The 17,762-nt window shown below is 66.8% G+C and carries 6 protein-coding genes and 1 pseudogene; all 7 read right to left on the minus strand.

Annotated features, from left to right (window positions below):
- Positions 1-7 precede the first annotated feature (7 nt).
- A complete protein-coding gene (locus tag ACFVU3_RS19555; protein WP_390067675.1) occupies positions 8-4,924 on the minus strand; it encodes an Eco57I restriction-modification methylase domain-containing protein in 4,917 nt (1,638 codons plus the stop codon).
- On the minus strand, positions 4,921-7,857 hold the full coding sequence (locus ACFVU3_RS19560) for a helicase-related protein (protein WP_390067677.1): 2,937 nt from the start codon (positions 7,855-7,857) through the stop codon (positions 4,921-4,923). Before ACFVU3_RS19560 ends, ACFVU3_RS19555 begins: the two co-directional genes overlap by 4 nt.
- A gap of 74 nt (positions 7,858-7,931) precedes the next feature.
- A complete protein-coding gene (locus tag ACFVU3_RS19565; protein ID WP_390067844.1) occupies positions 7,932-9,002 on the minus strand; it encodes a serine/threonine-protein kinase in 1,071 nt (356 codons plus the stop codon).
- Between the two features lie 54 nt (positions 9,003-9,056).
- A pseudogene (locus ACFVU3_RS19570) lies at positions 9,057-10,379 on the minus strand (TIGR02679 family protein).
- Complete coding sequence (locus tag ACFVU3_RS19575; protein WP_390067678.1) at positions 10,376-14,695, minus strand: TIGR02680 family protein; 4,320 nt, start codon at positions 14,693-14,695, stop codon at positions 10,376-10,378. The pseudogene ACFVU3_RS19570 and the gene ACFVU3_RS19575 overlap by 4 nt, the downstream one beginning before the upstream one ends.
- Positions 14,692-16,119: a DUF2398 family protein gene (locus ACFVU3_RS19580; protein ID WP_390067680.1), complete on the minus strand. Its 1,428-nt coding sequence runs from the start codon at positions 16,117-16,119 to the stop codon at positions 14,692-14,694. Before ACFVU3_RS19580 ends, ACFVU3_RS19575 begins: the two co-directional genes overlap by 4 nt.
- Positions 16,119-17,630: a TIGR02677 family protein gene (locus ACFVU3_RS19585; RefSeq protein ID WP_390067682.1), complete on the minus strand. Its 1,512-nt coding sequence runs from the start codon at positions 17,628-17,630 to the stop codon at positions 16,119-16,121. The genes ACFVU3_RS19580 and ACFVU3_RS19585 overlap by 1 nt, the downstream gene beginning before the upstream one ends.
- Between the last annotated feature and the right edge of the window lie 132 nt (positions 17,631-17,762).

A 17,762-nucleotide genomic window follows, 5' to 3' on the forward strand; every position in this document is an offset into this window, starting at 1 on the left:
CGGCGTCTTACCTGCTTTCTGCCGGGACGTCGGCGAGGGCCTGATCGGCTTGGGCCGAGCCGAGGAGGTTGCCGTGATCCCCGTGCTCGGCGGCGTACGTGGCGTAGTCGCCGTACTCGCCAGCAAGCAGTCGCGCGGTGAAGTCCGCATGGGCCCGGGTCATCTCGGCCTCACGGTCGGGCTTCACCCAGCCCTCGGGGACTTCGGGCGTCGGGTCGCCGGCGCGGGCGGCTTTGACCCACGCCTTGACGTAGGCCGTTTCCTCGGGGGTCTGCCGGACTCCTACGTTGTGGGTGGCCGCACCGATCTTGTGGCCATCGGAGGCGTAGAACGCTTCCCATTCGTACTTGCGCAGCACGGCGAACTGCGAGCGATACATCGCGCACAGCTGCTCAGCGCTCAGCCCAAGCATCACCGCCGCCAGGGCGTCGATCTCCACGAGTGCCATCCGCCGGTCGTACTCGGTGCGCAGCGGGGTGGTCATGGACCAAGCCGCAACGACCTCATGCAACGCGGGGCGAGCGGAGGTGGTATCGGTCCACCGGTCCCTCTCCCAGGCCGACTCGAAGAGTTCCTCCCACAGGGGGGCGTACTCACGGGTGAGGCAGTTGAGACGCAGGGTACGAAGGAGGAGGGGAGTGGTAAGTGGATGAGAAAGTGGGCTAGGGAAGCTCCGTGCTAGCTCGATATTGACCTTGGAACTACCGGAAACTTTGACCAAGTAGTCGAAGGCAAGAGAAGACCAGAGGCCAGCGACGATCCCGGTGTCTCTGTTCGATGAAAGCGCAAGCGTAGGGACTGAATCGACGTGTGTCGGTCCGGGCACCATGAGGGCGGGTTGAAGCGAGCGCTCAGTATTCGACGTGATCATTCGACGCCACATGATCCTGAAGAATTCGCCCGATGACACCCCATCCCAAGACCGTCGCGCCGCTGCGAAGTCTTCCTTTGAGCACGCTCGTGCGTAGTTGGTGCGCGGCACCACTGCTTCGGGGAGCTCCGTCAGATCCCAGTAGGTGTAGTCCTTGTTGGACTTGCAGCCAGGATTTGGCTGCTTCGCGAAGGGAGTGGCGACTGAGAAATGCGGGCCCTGGATCACGGCCTCGTCCCAAGACTCTGGGATGGTGGTTCGCCGCTCAATGATCCCCTTCTCCTTAGCGCCCTTCTCGTCAAGATCACGAGACCACCAGTAATGGTGATCGTGAAGTCGCTCGGGGAAGGCTGCGAGGATGCGAAGTGCTTGGTTGTCGTCCACTGTTACTGCCCGCAGCACCCGGGCCCACTCGGCCGGGGTACCTGGCTCATCGATGACGGCGGCCCAGCTGGCGAGAACCTCCCGGTCCACCTGGACGATGCGGTGGCGATGCGGGCGCAGATCCCAGCCACCCTCGGGGAACTGGATTCCAGGCAGAGGCCCTTCACCACTGTGGGTGAAGGACCCATCCACCGTGGAGGGGTGCACGGCGCGGGCGATCTGGAGGAAGCCGATCTCGCGTGGCGGGCCGTAGACGCTAACCCCGAAGGGCTTGTTGTTGTCGACGTCTTCGAAGAGCAGGATGTTGTTGCCGTACTGGAAGTGCCGCCTGAGCCTGGCGTAGGTGGCGGCACGGAAGATCCCGCCTCGGGGCACCGAGAAATGGTTTTCCTCGTGGATCAGGGCCGCTGTTCCAGTGGCGCTCAGGTTGCGCCAAGACCGCTCCATGAAGTTCAAGTACAGGTTGGTCTGCATTCCGGCGAGCACTGGGTGATCGACTGCCGAGCCCAGGTGCGTGTCGCTACCGACCCAGGAGGAGACGTCGGCGAGATATGCCCGCAGGGCCTCGGGTTCGGTTAGCGCCGTCGCCCGCCTCTCGGCCTTGACCTCTTCGGACGCCTGCTTCTCAAGACCGAACCAGGCGTCGTGCTCCGCTACCGCGAGGTGATCCTTCCACTCGGACTTGAGCCAAGGCGGGTTCCCCACCTGTAGGTCGAATCCGCCCTGGAAAAAGACGTGAGCGAACTCCAGTTCCCAGTGGAAGAAACCCTCCCGGGTGCTGATCGCATCGACTTCGCTCAGCCAAGGGAAGCGCAGGGCAATTACGGGCATCTCGGCGCACTGGCTCATTAGCCGGTCGTTGGAGTCGTCCACGGCAAGTTGGTCGAAGTCGCCGGTGTCACCGAAGAGGCCGAAGAGGTCGTCGTGTCCTGCGGTGCTCGCCTTCTTGATCCCCTTTGCCTTGGCGGCCTTCGCTTTAGCTGGCGGCACACCTAGGACGGCCTCGCAGAACTCCAGCCATTCGCCCAGGTCCGGGGGCTCAGGTGTGTCGCGCTGGCCCACTGGCCAGAACCAGAGAGCGCACCAGGCGTCCATGACCAGCTTCAGTCGGCCCAGTGGGGCGCCAGGCTCCTTGAGGGCTGCCTCGATCCGCTCCCGTGAGACGGCCTCTGATGATCGGGGCAATGGCCGGTCCGGCTCCACCTCCCAAACGGCGATGTCACGGCGAATCTCTCTCTCGGAGATGACAAGCCGCCGCCTGGCCAGCTCCCAGAGACGCTCGACCCTGGTGGCCAGGGCAAGCAGCCGTTTGCCCTGGGCGACACTCAGGGTGGAGGCAGCTCGCTTACGCCACTCGGCAAGCTGATCCCGGTCCTCCTTGGCCAGTTCCTTAGCCTCGTCTGAGTCGGTGACCGCTCCCCATCCCTTTGCCGGGAGCAAGAAATGATGGATCTCCTCGCCGTCCCTGAAGGCACCTTCATCCGCGCCTTCCCTCAACGGGCGGTCGACTGGGGCTGCGGCCAGCCACGCCTTCTTCTTCAGCATCTCGGCCGGGTACACCGCGCGGCGTGCGCCGATAAGGGAGTTCCCGCGGCGCAGGTGGAGGCCGAACCAGGGGGCCTTGAGGCCCTCGTGCATCGCGTTCAGCCACAGCGACACCTCGGCCAGCTCGACTGCGGTGTGGTTGAGGTCTACGCCGTAGCAGTTGTGGAGGGCCAGGTACGCCTTGACCTTCTGCAGCTCTGCCTCGTACTGGTCCGGCGGCAGCTGCATGTCTTGGCCGCGCTCTACCGAGAGCTCACTCATACGGCGGCGCAGATACTCGGCGGCGAGCTGGTTGATGGCCTCGTTGAGGAACGCTCCCGAACCGAGGGCCGGCTCGCACACCACCAGGTCGAGGATGTCGCGAGCCCTAGTGGTCTTGCCATCCTGGTCGAGCAGCTCGGCCAGCGCGTGCATGACCGTGCTACGAGTGAGCACCTCGGGGGTGTAGTACGAGGCGGAGCGCTGTCGCTCGCGACCTGAGAGGCGGTAGACGAAGGAGCCCTTCTTGTGCTCGACCCGCCTGGGTACGCCCGTGATCTCGTCGGGGCGCTTGACGAAGACCTCGTCTTCGTAGCTGTCGGCTTCGCGCTGGGGGACGATCCAGGTGCCGGCCAGCCCTTCCGATTCAGGCTTGGCTACCTCGTACAGGTCCTCGGCAGCGAAGAAGCCGGTGTACGACATCAGGCCCTCGTACACCGCGCCGAGTTGGTTGATGCCGAGCTGGGCGTAGGAGATGAAGCCCTTGCCGGCGCCGTGGCTGAGCATGAGGCGGTTCAGCACCCGCCACAGCACCTTGTTGCGCAGTCGGGTGTCAACGCGCTGGCCGTCGATGCGTACCGATCCGATCAGCGGCGTGGCATTCGTGTGGAACAGGTCACTGCGCAGGGACTCGAAGCGGATGCCATCCGTGTCCAGTCCGATGTTGTTCTGATTCTTCTCTTCCAGTGCGCGGTGCCCCTGGTCGACGAGGCGGAACAGCAAATCCAGCGACTCGTGGAAGTGGAAGCCGTCTTGAGCCTCGTCCGGAAGGTCGTACGAGACGAGTTCACCGAGTCGGCTAAGCCCGTAACCGTCTTGGTAGGCGTCGTCCTTGCTGGGCAGAATGCCCAGCTCCGGTCGGGCTTCTGCGTACAACAGGAAGAGGATGCGATACAGGTACCGCAGCGATTCCCGGGTGAGCCGGTTGGCGAGTTCAGTGCTGCCGCCGAGTTCAGCGGGGTCGGCGTCCTGGTCGTGGATGCGGTCCAGGATCTCCTGGGCGATCAATTCGACGGACTGTCGCAGTCCCTCCCGTAGCTCCTTGGAGACGCCGACGGCGTGCTTGCGGCCCTTGTCGACGAGACTGTCCAGGAACCCGGCGGCTCCGCCTGCCGTCAGCAGGGACTCCGCACCGAACAGGGCTGAGACGGCTTCCAGTTCGCCGCCGTCGGCGGCCAGGTTGCGGTCGAGCGCGGCGTCGATGCTGACGCCCAGGAAGCGGCCCTCGTGCCATGCAGTGCGGTCGGCGAGCAGCACGGCACCGCCGGCGAGCAGGAGTACGAACCTGGGCGCGTAGGCGTCCTCGCTGCCGAAGAGGAAGGTAACGGCGTCCGCCGCGCCGGTGATCTCGTTTCTGCCGTCCAGGGCGATGGGGGCGAGCAGCTGCGCGCCGCCATCTTCGATTTCGGAGGCGACGAGTTCAGCGTCTGTGCTCCAGGTGACGTCCAGCGCGATCAGCTCGACACCCCCAGGCCCCTTCACTGCGAAGGCGACGGGGACTTCGCGGGGCTTGTCGCTGTGCATTACCTCGAAGACGCCCCGCCGGACCCTGGTGTGGGTGTCGTCCTCGCGCTCTGGCGGCTCGTCTCCACGAGGGACGTACGCGAGCGCGGCGAGCAGAGCGTCGTTGAGCTTGCGCAGCTCGGATCCGCCGAAGTCGTCCGTCTCGGTGATGCGGACCTTGGCCTTGAAGTAGTCGCGGCCCAGGTTCTTGATGCCAGACCGGGACGTGGGCGTTCCGGTCCGGTCCGCCACAGTCCAGCGTTTGCGCAGGTCAGAGAGATCCTTGGCGAGGAGCTCGGCGAGGTAGTGGGCGGAGATGTACTCACCGCGGTTGATGATCGCTTCGAATGCCACGGTGGTCACGCACCCTTCTGTTCACTGGTTGTGGCGGCGGGGACGAGGACCCCGACCAGGCGGATCATCGAGTCGCCCTGGGTGGCGAGCTGCTCGATCAGCTGCTCGACCTCTATTGCGGTGGTCTCCACCCGCTGTTCCTCATGCTCGCGTCGGATGCCGAGGGTGAGCTGCTCGAACGTCGACTGGCTCGCCTTGCGCCAGGCTGCCAGGCGCTTCTCGTACTCAGCCAGCTGCTCGATCAGCGGTTCTTCCTGGGTGCTACGCAGGGTGAGTAGGTGCTGCCGTGTGGCCTCGACCGCCTGTGGCACCAGGGCACGCAGGGCATCGATGTCCCCGGCGAAGGGCCGGTTCAGCATCTTCGGCTTCACGCCGGCCCGCTCCAGGACACCGACCAGATCGTCATCGAACACGGGGCTGCCGTGCTCCAGTCCGGTCACGCAGGACCAGGCGAGGACCGTCGGGTGGCCCTTGGCGTTGGAGTACATGCCCTGCATCAGGAACACCGGCCCGGGGACGTTGGCCGTGATGACGGGCGCGGCGTTGCGGGTGAGCCGGACCAGGACCTTGTCGGTGAGCCACTCCACCACCGGGTGCTGGTCGGTGAGGTAGCTGACGTCGGGCCAGCCGGACGTTTCGCGCCGCTCCTGCTTCGTGATCGCGCCCTTGGTCCTCTCGCCGCTGCGCTCGCGGGCGCGGTCCAGGCGCTGCTGAGCGAAACCGGGGTCGAAGGTGACCCTGAGCTTGTCGAGCACTCCGCGCTCGTCCAGGTAGGTCTGCGGAAGGACGAGGAGGCGTCGCTGTAGTTCGCGGTCCGGGGCGAAGGAGAGCATCTCGGGATGGTCCTTGTCCCACGCCTTCCCGATCTTCTCCTCGGGGTTGCCGTAGACCTCGTCGAGCGCCTCCTCGACGAAGGCTCGTGTCGAGGCGAACAGCTGCGGTACGCGGTAATGGGCCCCCGACCCGTCGACGGTGTGGTGCGCCATGAAGAGGTTGAAGGGGTCGATCGGCTGTGCGGGGACGATCTCGTCGAACATCCTCCCGTCCGCGAGTCCCGACTTGATCGCGGTCTCCTCCGCCTCCTCGTCGCGCAGCCCGAGGATGGAGGCGGCCTCACCGAGCGTGCGGTGGACCTCGTCCTCGCGCTCCAGCAGCCGCCGCGAGACCAGTCGGTCGGCGGAGGGCACGTCGGGGTCCTCGTCCTGGCGGACCAGAAGCAAGGCTCGGACCTCTGGGGACATCTGCTGGCCGTACCGGTCGATACGGCCGTTGCGCTGCTCGATGGTGATCAGCGACCAGGGCAAGTCGTAGTGGATCATCTGGTGGCACTGGCGGTGCAGGTTGACGCCCTCAGAAGCGATGTCACCCGTGAGCAGGACTCGCAGCTCGCTGTCCGCCAGGCCGAAGTCCTTCACGGTCCGCTGCTGCTCGTCATCGGGCCGGCCGCCGTGCAGCTGGCGGATAGCCCCGCGCCCCTTCTCGTCGCTCACCTCGAAGCCGAGTTCACCGGGCAGGGTCTCATGGAGCATCTGCAAGGTGGCCCGGCGCTCGGAGAAGACGACAACGCGCTGTTCGGACCCCGGCCCGATCCCCATGCCCTTCAGCTCGTCGACCAGGCGGCGGAACTTCGCCGCGTCCTCCACTGTGGCCTCGCCGGCGAGCTGGCCCAGCCGCGTCAGCGCCGATCGCTCTGCGGCGCGCTGCGCACCCTTTTCCGGGTGTTTCTGTGCGTCCTCGTCGATGCGCTCGATCCGGTTCTTCACCGTCTCGGCCAACGCCTTGTGCGAGGAGAGGAAGGCTTTCAGGAGCGTATATGGGAACAGCCTGGCGCCCTTGCCGCTCACCGGAGCCGACTGGCCCGCTTCCGGCCTGATCCAGACGTCGTATAGCTCTTCGAAAATCTTTTGTTCGACGGGGTTCGCAACGCAGTCGAAGGCCACGGGCGGCTTGCGGGTGGCCCACTTGTGGCCGATCTCCGCCGAGACGTCGGGGGACATCTTGTGCCTGCGGACGTACAGGTGGTCGAGCTGCGTCTCGTCGTAGTCGCTGGTGTCGGGGATGGCGGTCGGGTCGAGCAGGCTCAGCAGCTCACCGAACGACTCGCGCTGACCGTTGTGGGGTGTGGCGCTGGCCAGGATCAGGGCGTCGGTCCTCGGGGCGAGCAGCCCCGCGAGCCGGTTGTTCTTGGTCCCGGTGTTGATCAGCTTGTGTGACTCGTCGATGACGACGGCGTCCCAGGCGACCTGCATGAGGTGGCTGCGCCAGCGGTCAGAGCGCAGGGTGTCGATGGAGATGATCGCGCGCTTGTAGTACGAGAAAGGGTTGCGGCCGGCCGGGATGTTCTGGCGGATGCGCTCGATGCCGGTCGAGTCCAGGCGTACGAGGGGGATCGCGAAACGCGTCCACAGCTCGTGCTGGAACTGCTCCAGGATGTGCTTGGGCGTGACGACGAGGATGCGCTCGCCCCTGCCCCGGCGGACGAGCTCCGACAGCAGCAGCCCGATCTCCAGGGTCTTGCCCAGTCCGACTGCGTCGGCGATGAGCAACCTCGGGCGCAGACCGCGCAGGGCCGCTCTGGCGGGCTCGCGCTGGTAGGCGAGGTCGTCGAGGAGGTGTGTGCCGACGGTGGCGAGCCGTTGTTCGGACAGTGGAAGCGGGGTCTTGCGGATCAATGCGTCGATGAAAAGCCGGGAGCGGCGGCACTCCGGGGAGTCGTCGACGACGAGGTCCGTGTCCTCGGGCCGCAGAGGGGTGACCCGATCCAGGGATTCGTGGGCGAAGAAGACAGCTCGCTGGTCTCGCACGAGTGGGGAGATGCCGCGGACGTCCAGGCGCGTGCCGTCGTGCGAGGTCTCGGACACCTCGACGACCAGCCAGTCCTCGTCCCGTGCACGGACCTGCATGCCCGCGGCGAATTTGGCTGTGCCTGCGGAGCTGGTCACCGGGTTCCCTCTTTCGATCACTGTCTATTGCCTTGTCGTGCTCTACTACCTATCCCGCTGTGCACCCGGCGGAATCAGCCGCCGAAGTCAGATCGCCGGTCGCGGATTTTTCCGCGCCAACGGTCAGCCCAGGGGGCGCCCCCGCCACTGGATGCGCCGGCGACGGCAGGTTCCGCGGGCGATACCTCGTCCCCGAGCTCCGGACCCGCAAGACCCTCCGGAGCCGACACTGACTTAGGAGGATCCGGCGGCACCGGAGGCGCACCTTCCAGCTGCAGGACGTCCGTGAGGAACGCGCCAGGCAGCGGCGGGTAAAGCGGACCACTGATCGGCACGGCGTGCTCGAGCAGCCGGTCCATGGCTGCCTCCAGCACACTGTGGGCGGTCGGCCGGTCCTCCGGAGAGTAGGACAAGGCACTGACAATCAGTCCTCGCAAGCTCTCGGGCAGGCCCGAGAGATCGGGAGGAACGTCCAGTATCCGCTGTACTGGAATATCGGCGTAAAACGGGGGGTGCCCAGTCGCCGCATGCACGAGCGTCGCGCCCAGGCTGTACACGTCCGCGGCTTCGCTCGCCTTGCGGGAGTCCATGGCCTGCTCCGGCGCCATGTACACCAGGGTGCCGACCGGCACGTCGCCGGATGTGAGGCCGGTCGCACCTCCGACATGGCAGACGCCGAAGTCGATCACACGAGTGCCCTGTGTGGTGACCAGCACGTTGCTGGGCTTCAGGTCGCGGTGGAGAAGCCGGACAGAGTGAATGTGAATCAGAGCATCGGACAGACTTGCGGCCAGCCACCACGCCCCGAGCTCACTCACGGCGCCATGCTGGTTCAGCAGTACATCGAGCGAGGGCGCGTGGACGTACTCGGTGGCGATCCAGGGCTGCTCCGCGTCCGGGTCAGCGTCCACGAGCGCCGCGGTGTGGAATCCACCGACACGCCGGATCGCCTCCAGCTCCTGGGCGAACCGCTGACGGAAGTACGGCTGGTCTGCCAGCGCCGGCTTGATGACCTTGATCGCCACGGGGCGGGGGCTGCGGTATCCGAGGTAAACGACGCCCATGGCGCCCTGGCCGAGACGCTGGGTCAGTCGGAAGCCCGCGATTTCTCGGGGGTCGTTCTCCCGCAGCGGCTCGAACACCATCACCCCCCGTTCCGCGACCGGGCAGAGGAAGGCGAATGCGCCGGACGCGATGCGTCACACGTCAACAACGCTGAGGTTATCAGCGTCACGGGCTACCTCTTGTGCCTCGCTGGATCTTATCCGTGACTCATATGACCAATCGGCCAGGAGTGTGTCGGCGACCGCCTCCTCGTAGACAGCACGGTCCTCCCTTTCCATGACCTCTGCGAGCTCTGGCTCCCAGCAGGTGTCCTGCCGCCTTCCGCTCAGCTGGACATGATCGCTGTCGGCGCGAACACCGCTGAGGTAGTCCGCAGCACTCATTCGCCAGGGTTTGGCGTGATAGCGGATACGGAGCTGATTCGTCATGTCGATGCCGGGCTAGTCGAAGTCCCCGTGGTAGAGCAAGGTGCCACCGGCTTCGACGACCAACCGCGCCAGCCGGTGAAAGGCGGTCGAGGGGCGTCCCTCGGTGCAGATCAGCGGCGGGCTGCTGGCGCCGAGCTCACCAGCGGCGCGGCGGAGCACGGCCGGATTCTCGCAGACGTACACCGTTGGCAGGTTCACGGCGATCGGAAGGGTGATGAGCTGGTGGAGGGTGATGTGGAATGGAGTGCCGTAGTGGGCGGCGTCGGTGAGCCACTGGCCCAGCCCCTGGCCGGTCGCAGGGAGGTTCAGGACGAGGACACGGCTGGCCAGGTCGTCGACGATGACGTCGAAGGCATCCCACAAATCGCGCCGACTTTCGGCCCCTGATCCGAGTGGGACTCCGCGTGCCATGGCCAAGGCCCGCAGGACCAGTGTCGGCAGAGAGCCGCGGCCGGGGTTGAGGGCCTTGGTGTCTCCTGTGGTGGCGTCGGCCAAGACGGGCAGCATGATCGGTGGAGCGTCGCTTGGCCGGTTGTAGAGGTGTTCCAGGACGCGGACGGCCTGCCTGAAGAGGTGGGTGTCCTTCTTATTGATCAGTGCGGTGATCGTGCCGTCGGATGCGAGGCCGGCCAGCCACTGCCGGTACCAGGCATGCTCGGCATGCAGCGGGCTGGCCTCGCCCTCAGCAACGATCCTCTGCCGGGCCTGATCGAGTACGGTCCGCTCATCGGCCCGAAAACGCAGCTCGGGGCCGATCCGTTCCAGGACGTCGCGGAGCGAAATGCCCGTGACGTTGCGGACGCTCTCCTCCAATGCTCCGAGGGGGATGGTGATGCGGCGGACATCGGCTGACCGGTACGTACCGGTGATGCCGATGACGGCGGTGCGTTCGGCCGAGGTCGGGTTGGCCAGGCCGATGGAGCCCTTGACCTCGCCGCCGTTGCGCTCGAGCGAGCGCCGGGCAGCAGCCAGGAGCCGGCGGAACTCGGGGGCCCGGTAGCGCTCGTATGCCTCTGTCGACCCGGTCATTCTGTCTCCTCGACTTTGTCGTTCATCGGCTCGTCCTCGGAGATGTCCGTGAGCAGTCCTGCCCCCGCGGGAACGTGCCGGCGGGGCGTGAAGCCAAGGAGTTCGGCGGCAAGATCGTCGGATCCGGGGTACTCGAGGTCATCGAGGATCTGTTCGCCGTCCCAGACCAGCAGCATGGCGGAGACGGTGTGCGACGCCTCGTCGTGCTTCATGTCGTAGTGGGAGATCTGCGGTACGTCAGGGTAGGTGATCCACAGGTCGTAACCCGTCATGAAGAGGTCGAGGTCGAACTTGGCCGTGAGGGCGAGCAGGTCGGGGCGGTACTTCTCGTCGATGCCGGCGAAAGCCTCGTCGAGGGCGATCAGCCGCGGGCAGGTGGGGTATGCGGAGCTGTACTGCGCGTGGGCGGCTGCGAAGAGCGGCAGGTGGATGGAGGCGGACTTCTCGCCGCCGGACATCACGCTGTGCTTGGCCTTGGTGAGCAGTTCTCCCTTCTTCCGCTCCTCCTCGCTCATGCCCGGCCGGAACAGCCGGAGTTCGAACTTGCGCCAGGCGCGATAGTCCAGGACCTCCGCGATCACCTGCTGGTAGCTCCTCTTCTTGTCGGCAGCAGCCCTCGAGCGGATCTGACTGCGCAGGTGGGAGCGGAGCTCGGCCAGGCCGGCCGGGCCGAGACCGGAGGCGTCTTTGTCGAGCAGCTTGTTGACGGCCTGCTGGGAGTCGGTGAGCGCGTCGGAGGTGATCCAGTTGATGCCCACGGTCGTACCGGAGGACATCGGCTTGGAGCGGGTGTCGGCGTCCATGCTCTTGACCAGGTCGCGGGCGGCGACGGTGCGATCGTGGATCTGCTCGGCCAGCCCGGTCAGGAGCCCGTCTTCCAGGACGGTCCGTTCCTTGTCTTCCAGCAGCACGCTCTGATCGGCGAGCTGTTCGGCCAGGCGGCGGGCGAAGTCCGCTACGGGGGCGGGTCCTTCGCTGTCGGTGACCCGGGCCAGGATGATGTCGCCGGCCGGCTCCCACTCGAAGAGGTAGCCCTGATCGGACTCCAGCAGGGCTGCTTCCAGCGTGGTGATCGCGGTAGAGATCTTGGACGTGACCGTCTTCAGGAGGGTCGCGGTGATCGGCCGGCCTCGGGTCGCCTCGTCGAGCGTGTTGATCAAGGAAGCGACAGATGCGGGGACGACGTTCTGGGCGGCCTCCACGCCCGTGAGGGAAGTGTCGGGCGAGGTGAGGCTGTCCATGAGGGCCTGGACTGCCTGCTCGGGGCTCGGCCACATGTCGTGCGGCAGCCAGACGGTCTCGGCGTTCGCTTCGAGGAGGCCGAGGAGATCGGGCCGGGCATAGGGCTCCAGCGTGAGCGTGGTGCTCACCTGCTCCGCCACGGCCGTGGCGAGTGATGTACGGCCGAACTCCAGGGCGTGGTCAGCCTTCAAAAGCCGGTCTCGATGCTCCTCCGCGTCCTTCTTCGCGCGGTCGTACGTCTTCTGAGCCGCGGTGAGCTGCTCCTCCGCGTCCGCGATCTGCTGCAGAATCTCTTGCAGAGGGGCTTCGAGCGTCGCTTCCTGGGTACGCAGACGTTCCTCCTGGACGGCGAACTCATCCCTACGGGCCTGTAGAGCCTCAGCCTGTTCTGAGCAGGACTCGGTCTGCGTTTCGATGATCTCCTTGCGGCCGGCGATGTCGCGCTCGGCCGCATCGGCCTGCTCGCGACAGGTGGAGAGCGCCTTGCCGGCGTCGGCGAAGTCGTCGATGGCCTGCGCGACGTTGTCCAGTTCCTCACGAAGCGTGGGCAGCCGTGCGGCCGTGGCAGCATGCCGAAGCTGCCGGTTCTTCTCATGGGTGCGCGCAATCGCCCCGTCGAGCCGCTTGCGGGCTTCGGTGAGGCGCCGGCGGGCGCTGGCGGCCTTCTCCGCCACCACCGCCACTTGACCCACCGCCTGGATGATCGGTTGGGTGCGCGGGAGCTCATGCCGGGCGCGGTCGAAGTCGTCGAATGCTTCCTGCGCGTACCTCTGCTGCTCCTCGATGCCGGCGAGCTGAGCTTCCAGGACGGTGATGGATTCTTCGAGCAGACGCAGCCGTTCGCGTCGGCGGGCGGCTCGTGCGGTGGCCCCGATGTACTCCGGCTGACCCTTGGGATGCGCACCAACCTGGATGCCGAGGCAGAAGTGCGAGCCGGTCGTGACCGCAGGAGCGCGCAGCGCGCCGTCCGTCGCAGGGACGTCGTCCGTTACGGCGATGGATGCCAGGACGGCCTGTACGGCCGCGGCGGTGACGAGCTGCTGATCTTCGACGACCAGTACGTCGGCCAGGGTGCGTCCGGTCGGCCGCTGCCCGGGAGGCAGGGGGCGCAGATAGGCGTCGGCGACCTTGTCGTGCAGTGCCTGGGCGGTCAGCGAAGGGTCGGGGTGCAGCCAGGCGGTGAGCAGGCCGGCCGCGTGCAGGGCGCCCTCCACCGCAGCCGCGTGATCGTTGGGAACGTCCTCGGCGAACCGTACAAGCTGCCACAACGGCGCACCGGGTCGCGCATCGCGGCTGGCGGGGCGCAGGTCACTGGGCGGGGGCGCGTCGTCGCCTTCCGCTGCTACGGTGTCGCGTTCTGCCCGCCTGGCTCGCAGAGCGTCCGCGATGTCGCTGCACTCTCGCTTCAAGGTCTCGACGCGGGTCAGAGCACTGGTCCGGCGCTGGTCGGTGAGGGAACGGAACTCCTCCGGCAGCGAGGCCGCTTCGGGTTCCCCCGCCACGGCGATGGCGGTACGCAGCACGTCACCGTCGGCGGCGACCAAGACCGCGGTGTCGTCACCGCTGCTCCAGCGGCTGATGAACTCCTCCAGCTCCTGGCCGGCCGTGGCGCGGGCGATCTCGAGCTTCTCAGCTGCTGCGGCGGATTGCCGCTCGGTCTCGGTAAGGTCACCGCTCGCCGCGTCAGCGTGCTCCTGCTCGCGCTCCTGGTCTTTCGCGGCGTTCTCGGACGCGCTGAGGTGGGCGCGTACGTCCTCCACTTCGCTGCGACGCGCGGCAACCCGGCCGGCAACGTCCGTGTCCAGATCGGCACCGATATCCAGTGTGTCGTTGTCGTGCAGGATGCCGCAGCGGTGCGCCGCGTCCATGAGACTGTGGGTGTGCCGGGAAGCGGCCTTGCGCAGCTCATCGTGTCTCAGGAGAGCACGCTCAGCCTCCCCTTTGAGGGCGGTCAGGCCCTCCTGGGCCCGGTTAAGGTGGCGGCCGCTCTCGGCGATGCCCTGGCGCTCATTGCGTACGCGGTCGCGCAGCTCCTTGAGACCGTCCTGCTTCTTGATGGCGTCGTGGTTCTTGTACTCGGCCAGGCTCGCGCTGAGCTCTCTGCACCGGCGTTCGGCGGTATCCCGCTCGTGCTGTGAGGAGGCCAGCTGCCGCTCGGCGGTGCGGCGGTCCTCCGCCGCCTCCATGATCGTCTCGCACTGGGCGGCTGTGTCCTGAATGCGCCCGGTGACATGGTCCACGCGGTCACGGGCATGGGCGCGCAGATAACTGGTGTATTCGCGCAGGAAGGTGCGGACCGCGGTGTCCGCCCCCGTCAGGGCGTTGAGGAGCGCTTGGATTTCGGCGAGGTTCTCGAAATCGCGGGCGGCCTGCAGGATGAGGTCCTCGTCGACGGGGCGCAGGCCGGCGGTGAGGGTGTCGGACACCTTGACCGGGTCGAGGTCCTTGGCCAGCAGAGGGCGCCGCAGCTGGAGTAGAAGGTTGACCAGCTGGTTGTAGCGCTCGCGGCCCAGCCCGAACAGCCGGTCATCGATCGCCTCCCGGTACGCCTCCGCCGTAGCGTAGGTGGCTCCTTCACCCAGGAGCTTCTTCAGGGCGTTCTCTCGCAGCGGGCGCGAGGCGGCGTCCAGCAGGCCGAAGTCGATGCCGACTCGGCCGTCGGTGACGAAGAAGAAGCGGGCCGGCGTGGACATCGGCTTGGTCACCCGCATGCCGATCCCTACGGTGACGGCTTCGAGGACCTCACCGTCGGGTGCGGTGCGGGCGAACTCCATCCACACGTAGCCGTATGCGGACTCCTGCCCTTTGTAGAGCAGGTTCGACTTCATGGTGCGCTCCTCGCCGCTGAACGGGTCGAGACGCCGCGCGTCGAGGACACCGTCCAGGACCAGGGGGAAGAGAACCTCCAGGGCCTTGGTCTTGCCGGAACCGTTGTGCCCGCGCAGGACCAGGCGGCCGTCGGCGAAGACGAACTCCTCGTCGGTGTAGTCCCATAGGCCGATCACTCCGGCGCGGGTGGGCTTGAAGCGGACCTCTGACTGGTCAGCGGTGCGGGAGTGAGGGATGAGCGTCATCGAGAGGTTTCCTCAGTGGGGAAGTCAAGAGCGAACTGGCCGTCGTGCGCGGGGCGCGGTAGGACGGCGGTGATATTGCGGTAGCGGCCGGCCGCGGGCCGGACCAGAATCCCGCCGGGGACGATGTGGACCAGGCGCAGGTCCGCCAGGAGCGCGACCGCCTCCGTCAGTAGCCCGCCGGGATCGGCCTGCCACTTGTTGGTGAAGGACGAGGGGCCGAACTCTTCATAGAGCTCGGTGATCATCTGCTCCAGCGTGCCGTCTTCCACGAAGGGCAAGCCCGTCTGCCCCTCATGTTCCGGGGCGTCCGGATCGGCCTCGGCCTCGGCCGCATGCTCGCCAGCGTCCGCGTGCGGGTCGTGGGCCAAGGCTTCGAGCATGCCCGCCTGCGGCAGGGCCATATCGATGCGGCTGAGCAGGTCTGCGTGTTCCTCTTCTGGAGTGGTGGGCAGCAGGTAGTGAAGGCTGCTGGCCCGGTCCGGGTCTTCCCGCAGGTCCGCGATCTTCGCGAGTATCAGCCCGGCAGTCCGGTTGACGGCTCCGCCGCGGCCGGGGAACCGCTTGTCCGTAAAGTGCCCTGTGGTGTCGACGAGCATGATCCCCTCGGCCCGGCGCTCGACAGGCAACCCGGTCAGCCGTGCGATGTCCTCGGCCAGGGTGGGCTGGCGCAGCGCTGTCGCGGTCTCCGCGTCGGTGTCGCTGAAGTAGACCACCGGGTACTCGATCAGCAGCCGACGGGCTCGCTGGGCTGCAAAGCGTCGACGGGGGTCGCGCCCGGTGCCGGCGGTCGGAGTGTCCAACAGCCCAGTAGCGCTGACCAGGTGCTGCAGCGGTTTGTTCGGCCGGAAAAGCGCCGCGCAGGTGTCGTGGTCGATGTCGAACAACGCGTCCCCGCGGTCGTGGTCACGGGCCCAGTCCTCCATGGAGCCATCGGAGATCCGCAGCGCACCCCGGTCGACGAGCCAGTCCATCACGTCAACGACTGCGTCCTTGTGGCCTGGTGCGGTCGCATCGAAGCCCAAGTGCTCGATCGCGTTCGCGGACGGCGTGAGCAGTTTGACGAGATCGGCGAGGTTGATCTCGATGCGTGACCTGTGCAGGCATGCCAGGATCAGGCAGAGGTAGGCCAGCCGCCGCCGGTCGAACGGTCTCTTGCTCTTCACCGTGAGGAACGCCTGGCTGGCGTCGAAGGCGTCCAGCCGCCGCAGCAGCCGTGCGTGGCGGGCACTGGTCTGCAGGGAGTAGCCGAACAGGTCACGGAAGTCCTTGGCCAGTTCGTCGGCCCATTGCAGCACCAGCGCAAGCGCCTTGGCCCGCGGGTAGCTCTCGGTGACGACTCCGTGCAGCAGCATGAGCCGGGCCGCTTGCTGGTACGAGCCAAGGTCTGCGGTCTCCACGGAGGCGGCTACGCGATGGGCGGGCATCAGGACTTCTTCGTTCGGCGTCGGCGCATCGCACCATGGGGCTTGATCTCCAGGGCGAAGCCGGGCAGGTGCAGCGTGCCGGTCTCGGTCCGCAGCTGGCTGCCGCGCTCGTTCGGGACCAGGCGCAGCGTCAGGACGTCGCTGCTGCCGGTGCCGGTACGCAGTCGGCCCGCGACGACCGTTCGCACCTGCAGGGCACGGGTCAGCAGCTTGAGCACGGCACGGGTCTCCGCCTCGTTCAGCACCCGGTCGTGCGGCCCGTGGTCCAGAAGATCCTTCGCGGCCTCACGGTCCGCGGCCCGATCCGCCAACTGCTGCTCACGCAGCCGGGCATGGGCGCCACGGCGTGTGCGGACCGGTTGCGGGCCACCCGGTGCCGGCCGCTTGCCATGTCGGAACAGGCTGATGCTGACCTCCACGCCAGGCGCATCCCACCACGTCGTCCGCGGCGAGATCTGGTCATCGTCGTCGTGGGCACCCGACAGATGACGTATCGAGCGCAGGTCGAAGGCGGCGGACACAAGGGCGTTCGCAGCCTGCTCATCCGGCGCTGCCGCTGCCCAGGCGGCAAGATGCCGGAGCTGGGTGGTCCGGCTCACTCCTCCTCGACGTGACTCCGTCACCTGCCGCAGCAGGGCGATGACCCCCGAAATAGCCGTGCGCGTAGCGCCTTGTAGATGGGCGGCCTTGGTCTCCACGGGGCCGTCCGCCAAGAACCATTGGCGCAGCCCGATCCAGCGCCGCCGCCAGTCCTCCAGTCGTGCGGACGGCCGCATCATGGGCCGCTCATCCACTGCGGCGGCCCGCTCCAGCAGGGTCTCGACCCCGGTGTCTTCCACTTCGTACACGGCCTCGGCCAGGCGTGGCGCGTAGCGCTCCAGTTCCGCTGTGAACTCACTCATGTGTGCCAGCAGCGCGTGCTTGTAGCGCAGGAACGTCTCGGGAGAGACATCCGTCGTGCGCGCCACGTCGTTCAGGGTCAGATAGAAGCGCGCCGCCCGCTGGGTCATGTCCTCCAGCACGCTGTCGAGGCGTGCGAGCTTGCGGTATACCTCGTCCCGGTCGCCCTCCCGGTTCGCTGCTGCCAGCGCCTTGAAGTCCGTCAGGATGTCCGCGAAGACCAGCCGCGACAGGTTCGCGTCCTGCACGCGGGAGCCGATGACCTCCTCCACCGCGCGGTAGACGCGGTAGCCGATCTCCGTGAACTGGTAGACCGACTGCCGGTTCCGGTACGCAGCAAGGTTGCCGCACCGCAACGGATCTTCCACTCGATAGAGGACCTGCTCGTCGTCCGAGGAGAGGTTGTCGAGCATGCCCCGCAGGTTCAGATCCGCAGCGGACGGTACCTCGTCATGCTCTGCGGCGAGCTCCTTCAACGCGTTCGCCACGTCGTCAGGGTGAACCTGTAACTGGTGTACGGCCCGCAGCACGTTCATCGCCCGCAGCACCCACAGATAGACGACGGGATCATCGCGCTGCGTGAAATTGAACAGTCGCAGGCGGTCGCTCACCGTCAATGAATCAAGATCGAATGACTCGGAGACTCCAGAGTCATCACGCTGGAACACTTACGCCGCCCCTCGTCTCGCCACGCATTGCGCATACCCTGACAGACACCACTGACAATCGAGGCCGGAAGAGAC

The sequence above is a fragment of the Streptomyces sp. NPDC058052 genome, assembly GCF_042885515.1.
Lineage (GTDB): Bacteria > Actinomycetota > Actinomycetes > Streptomycetales > Streptomycetaceae > Streptomyces.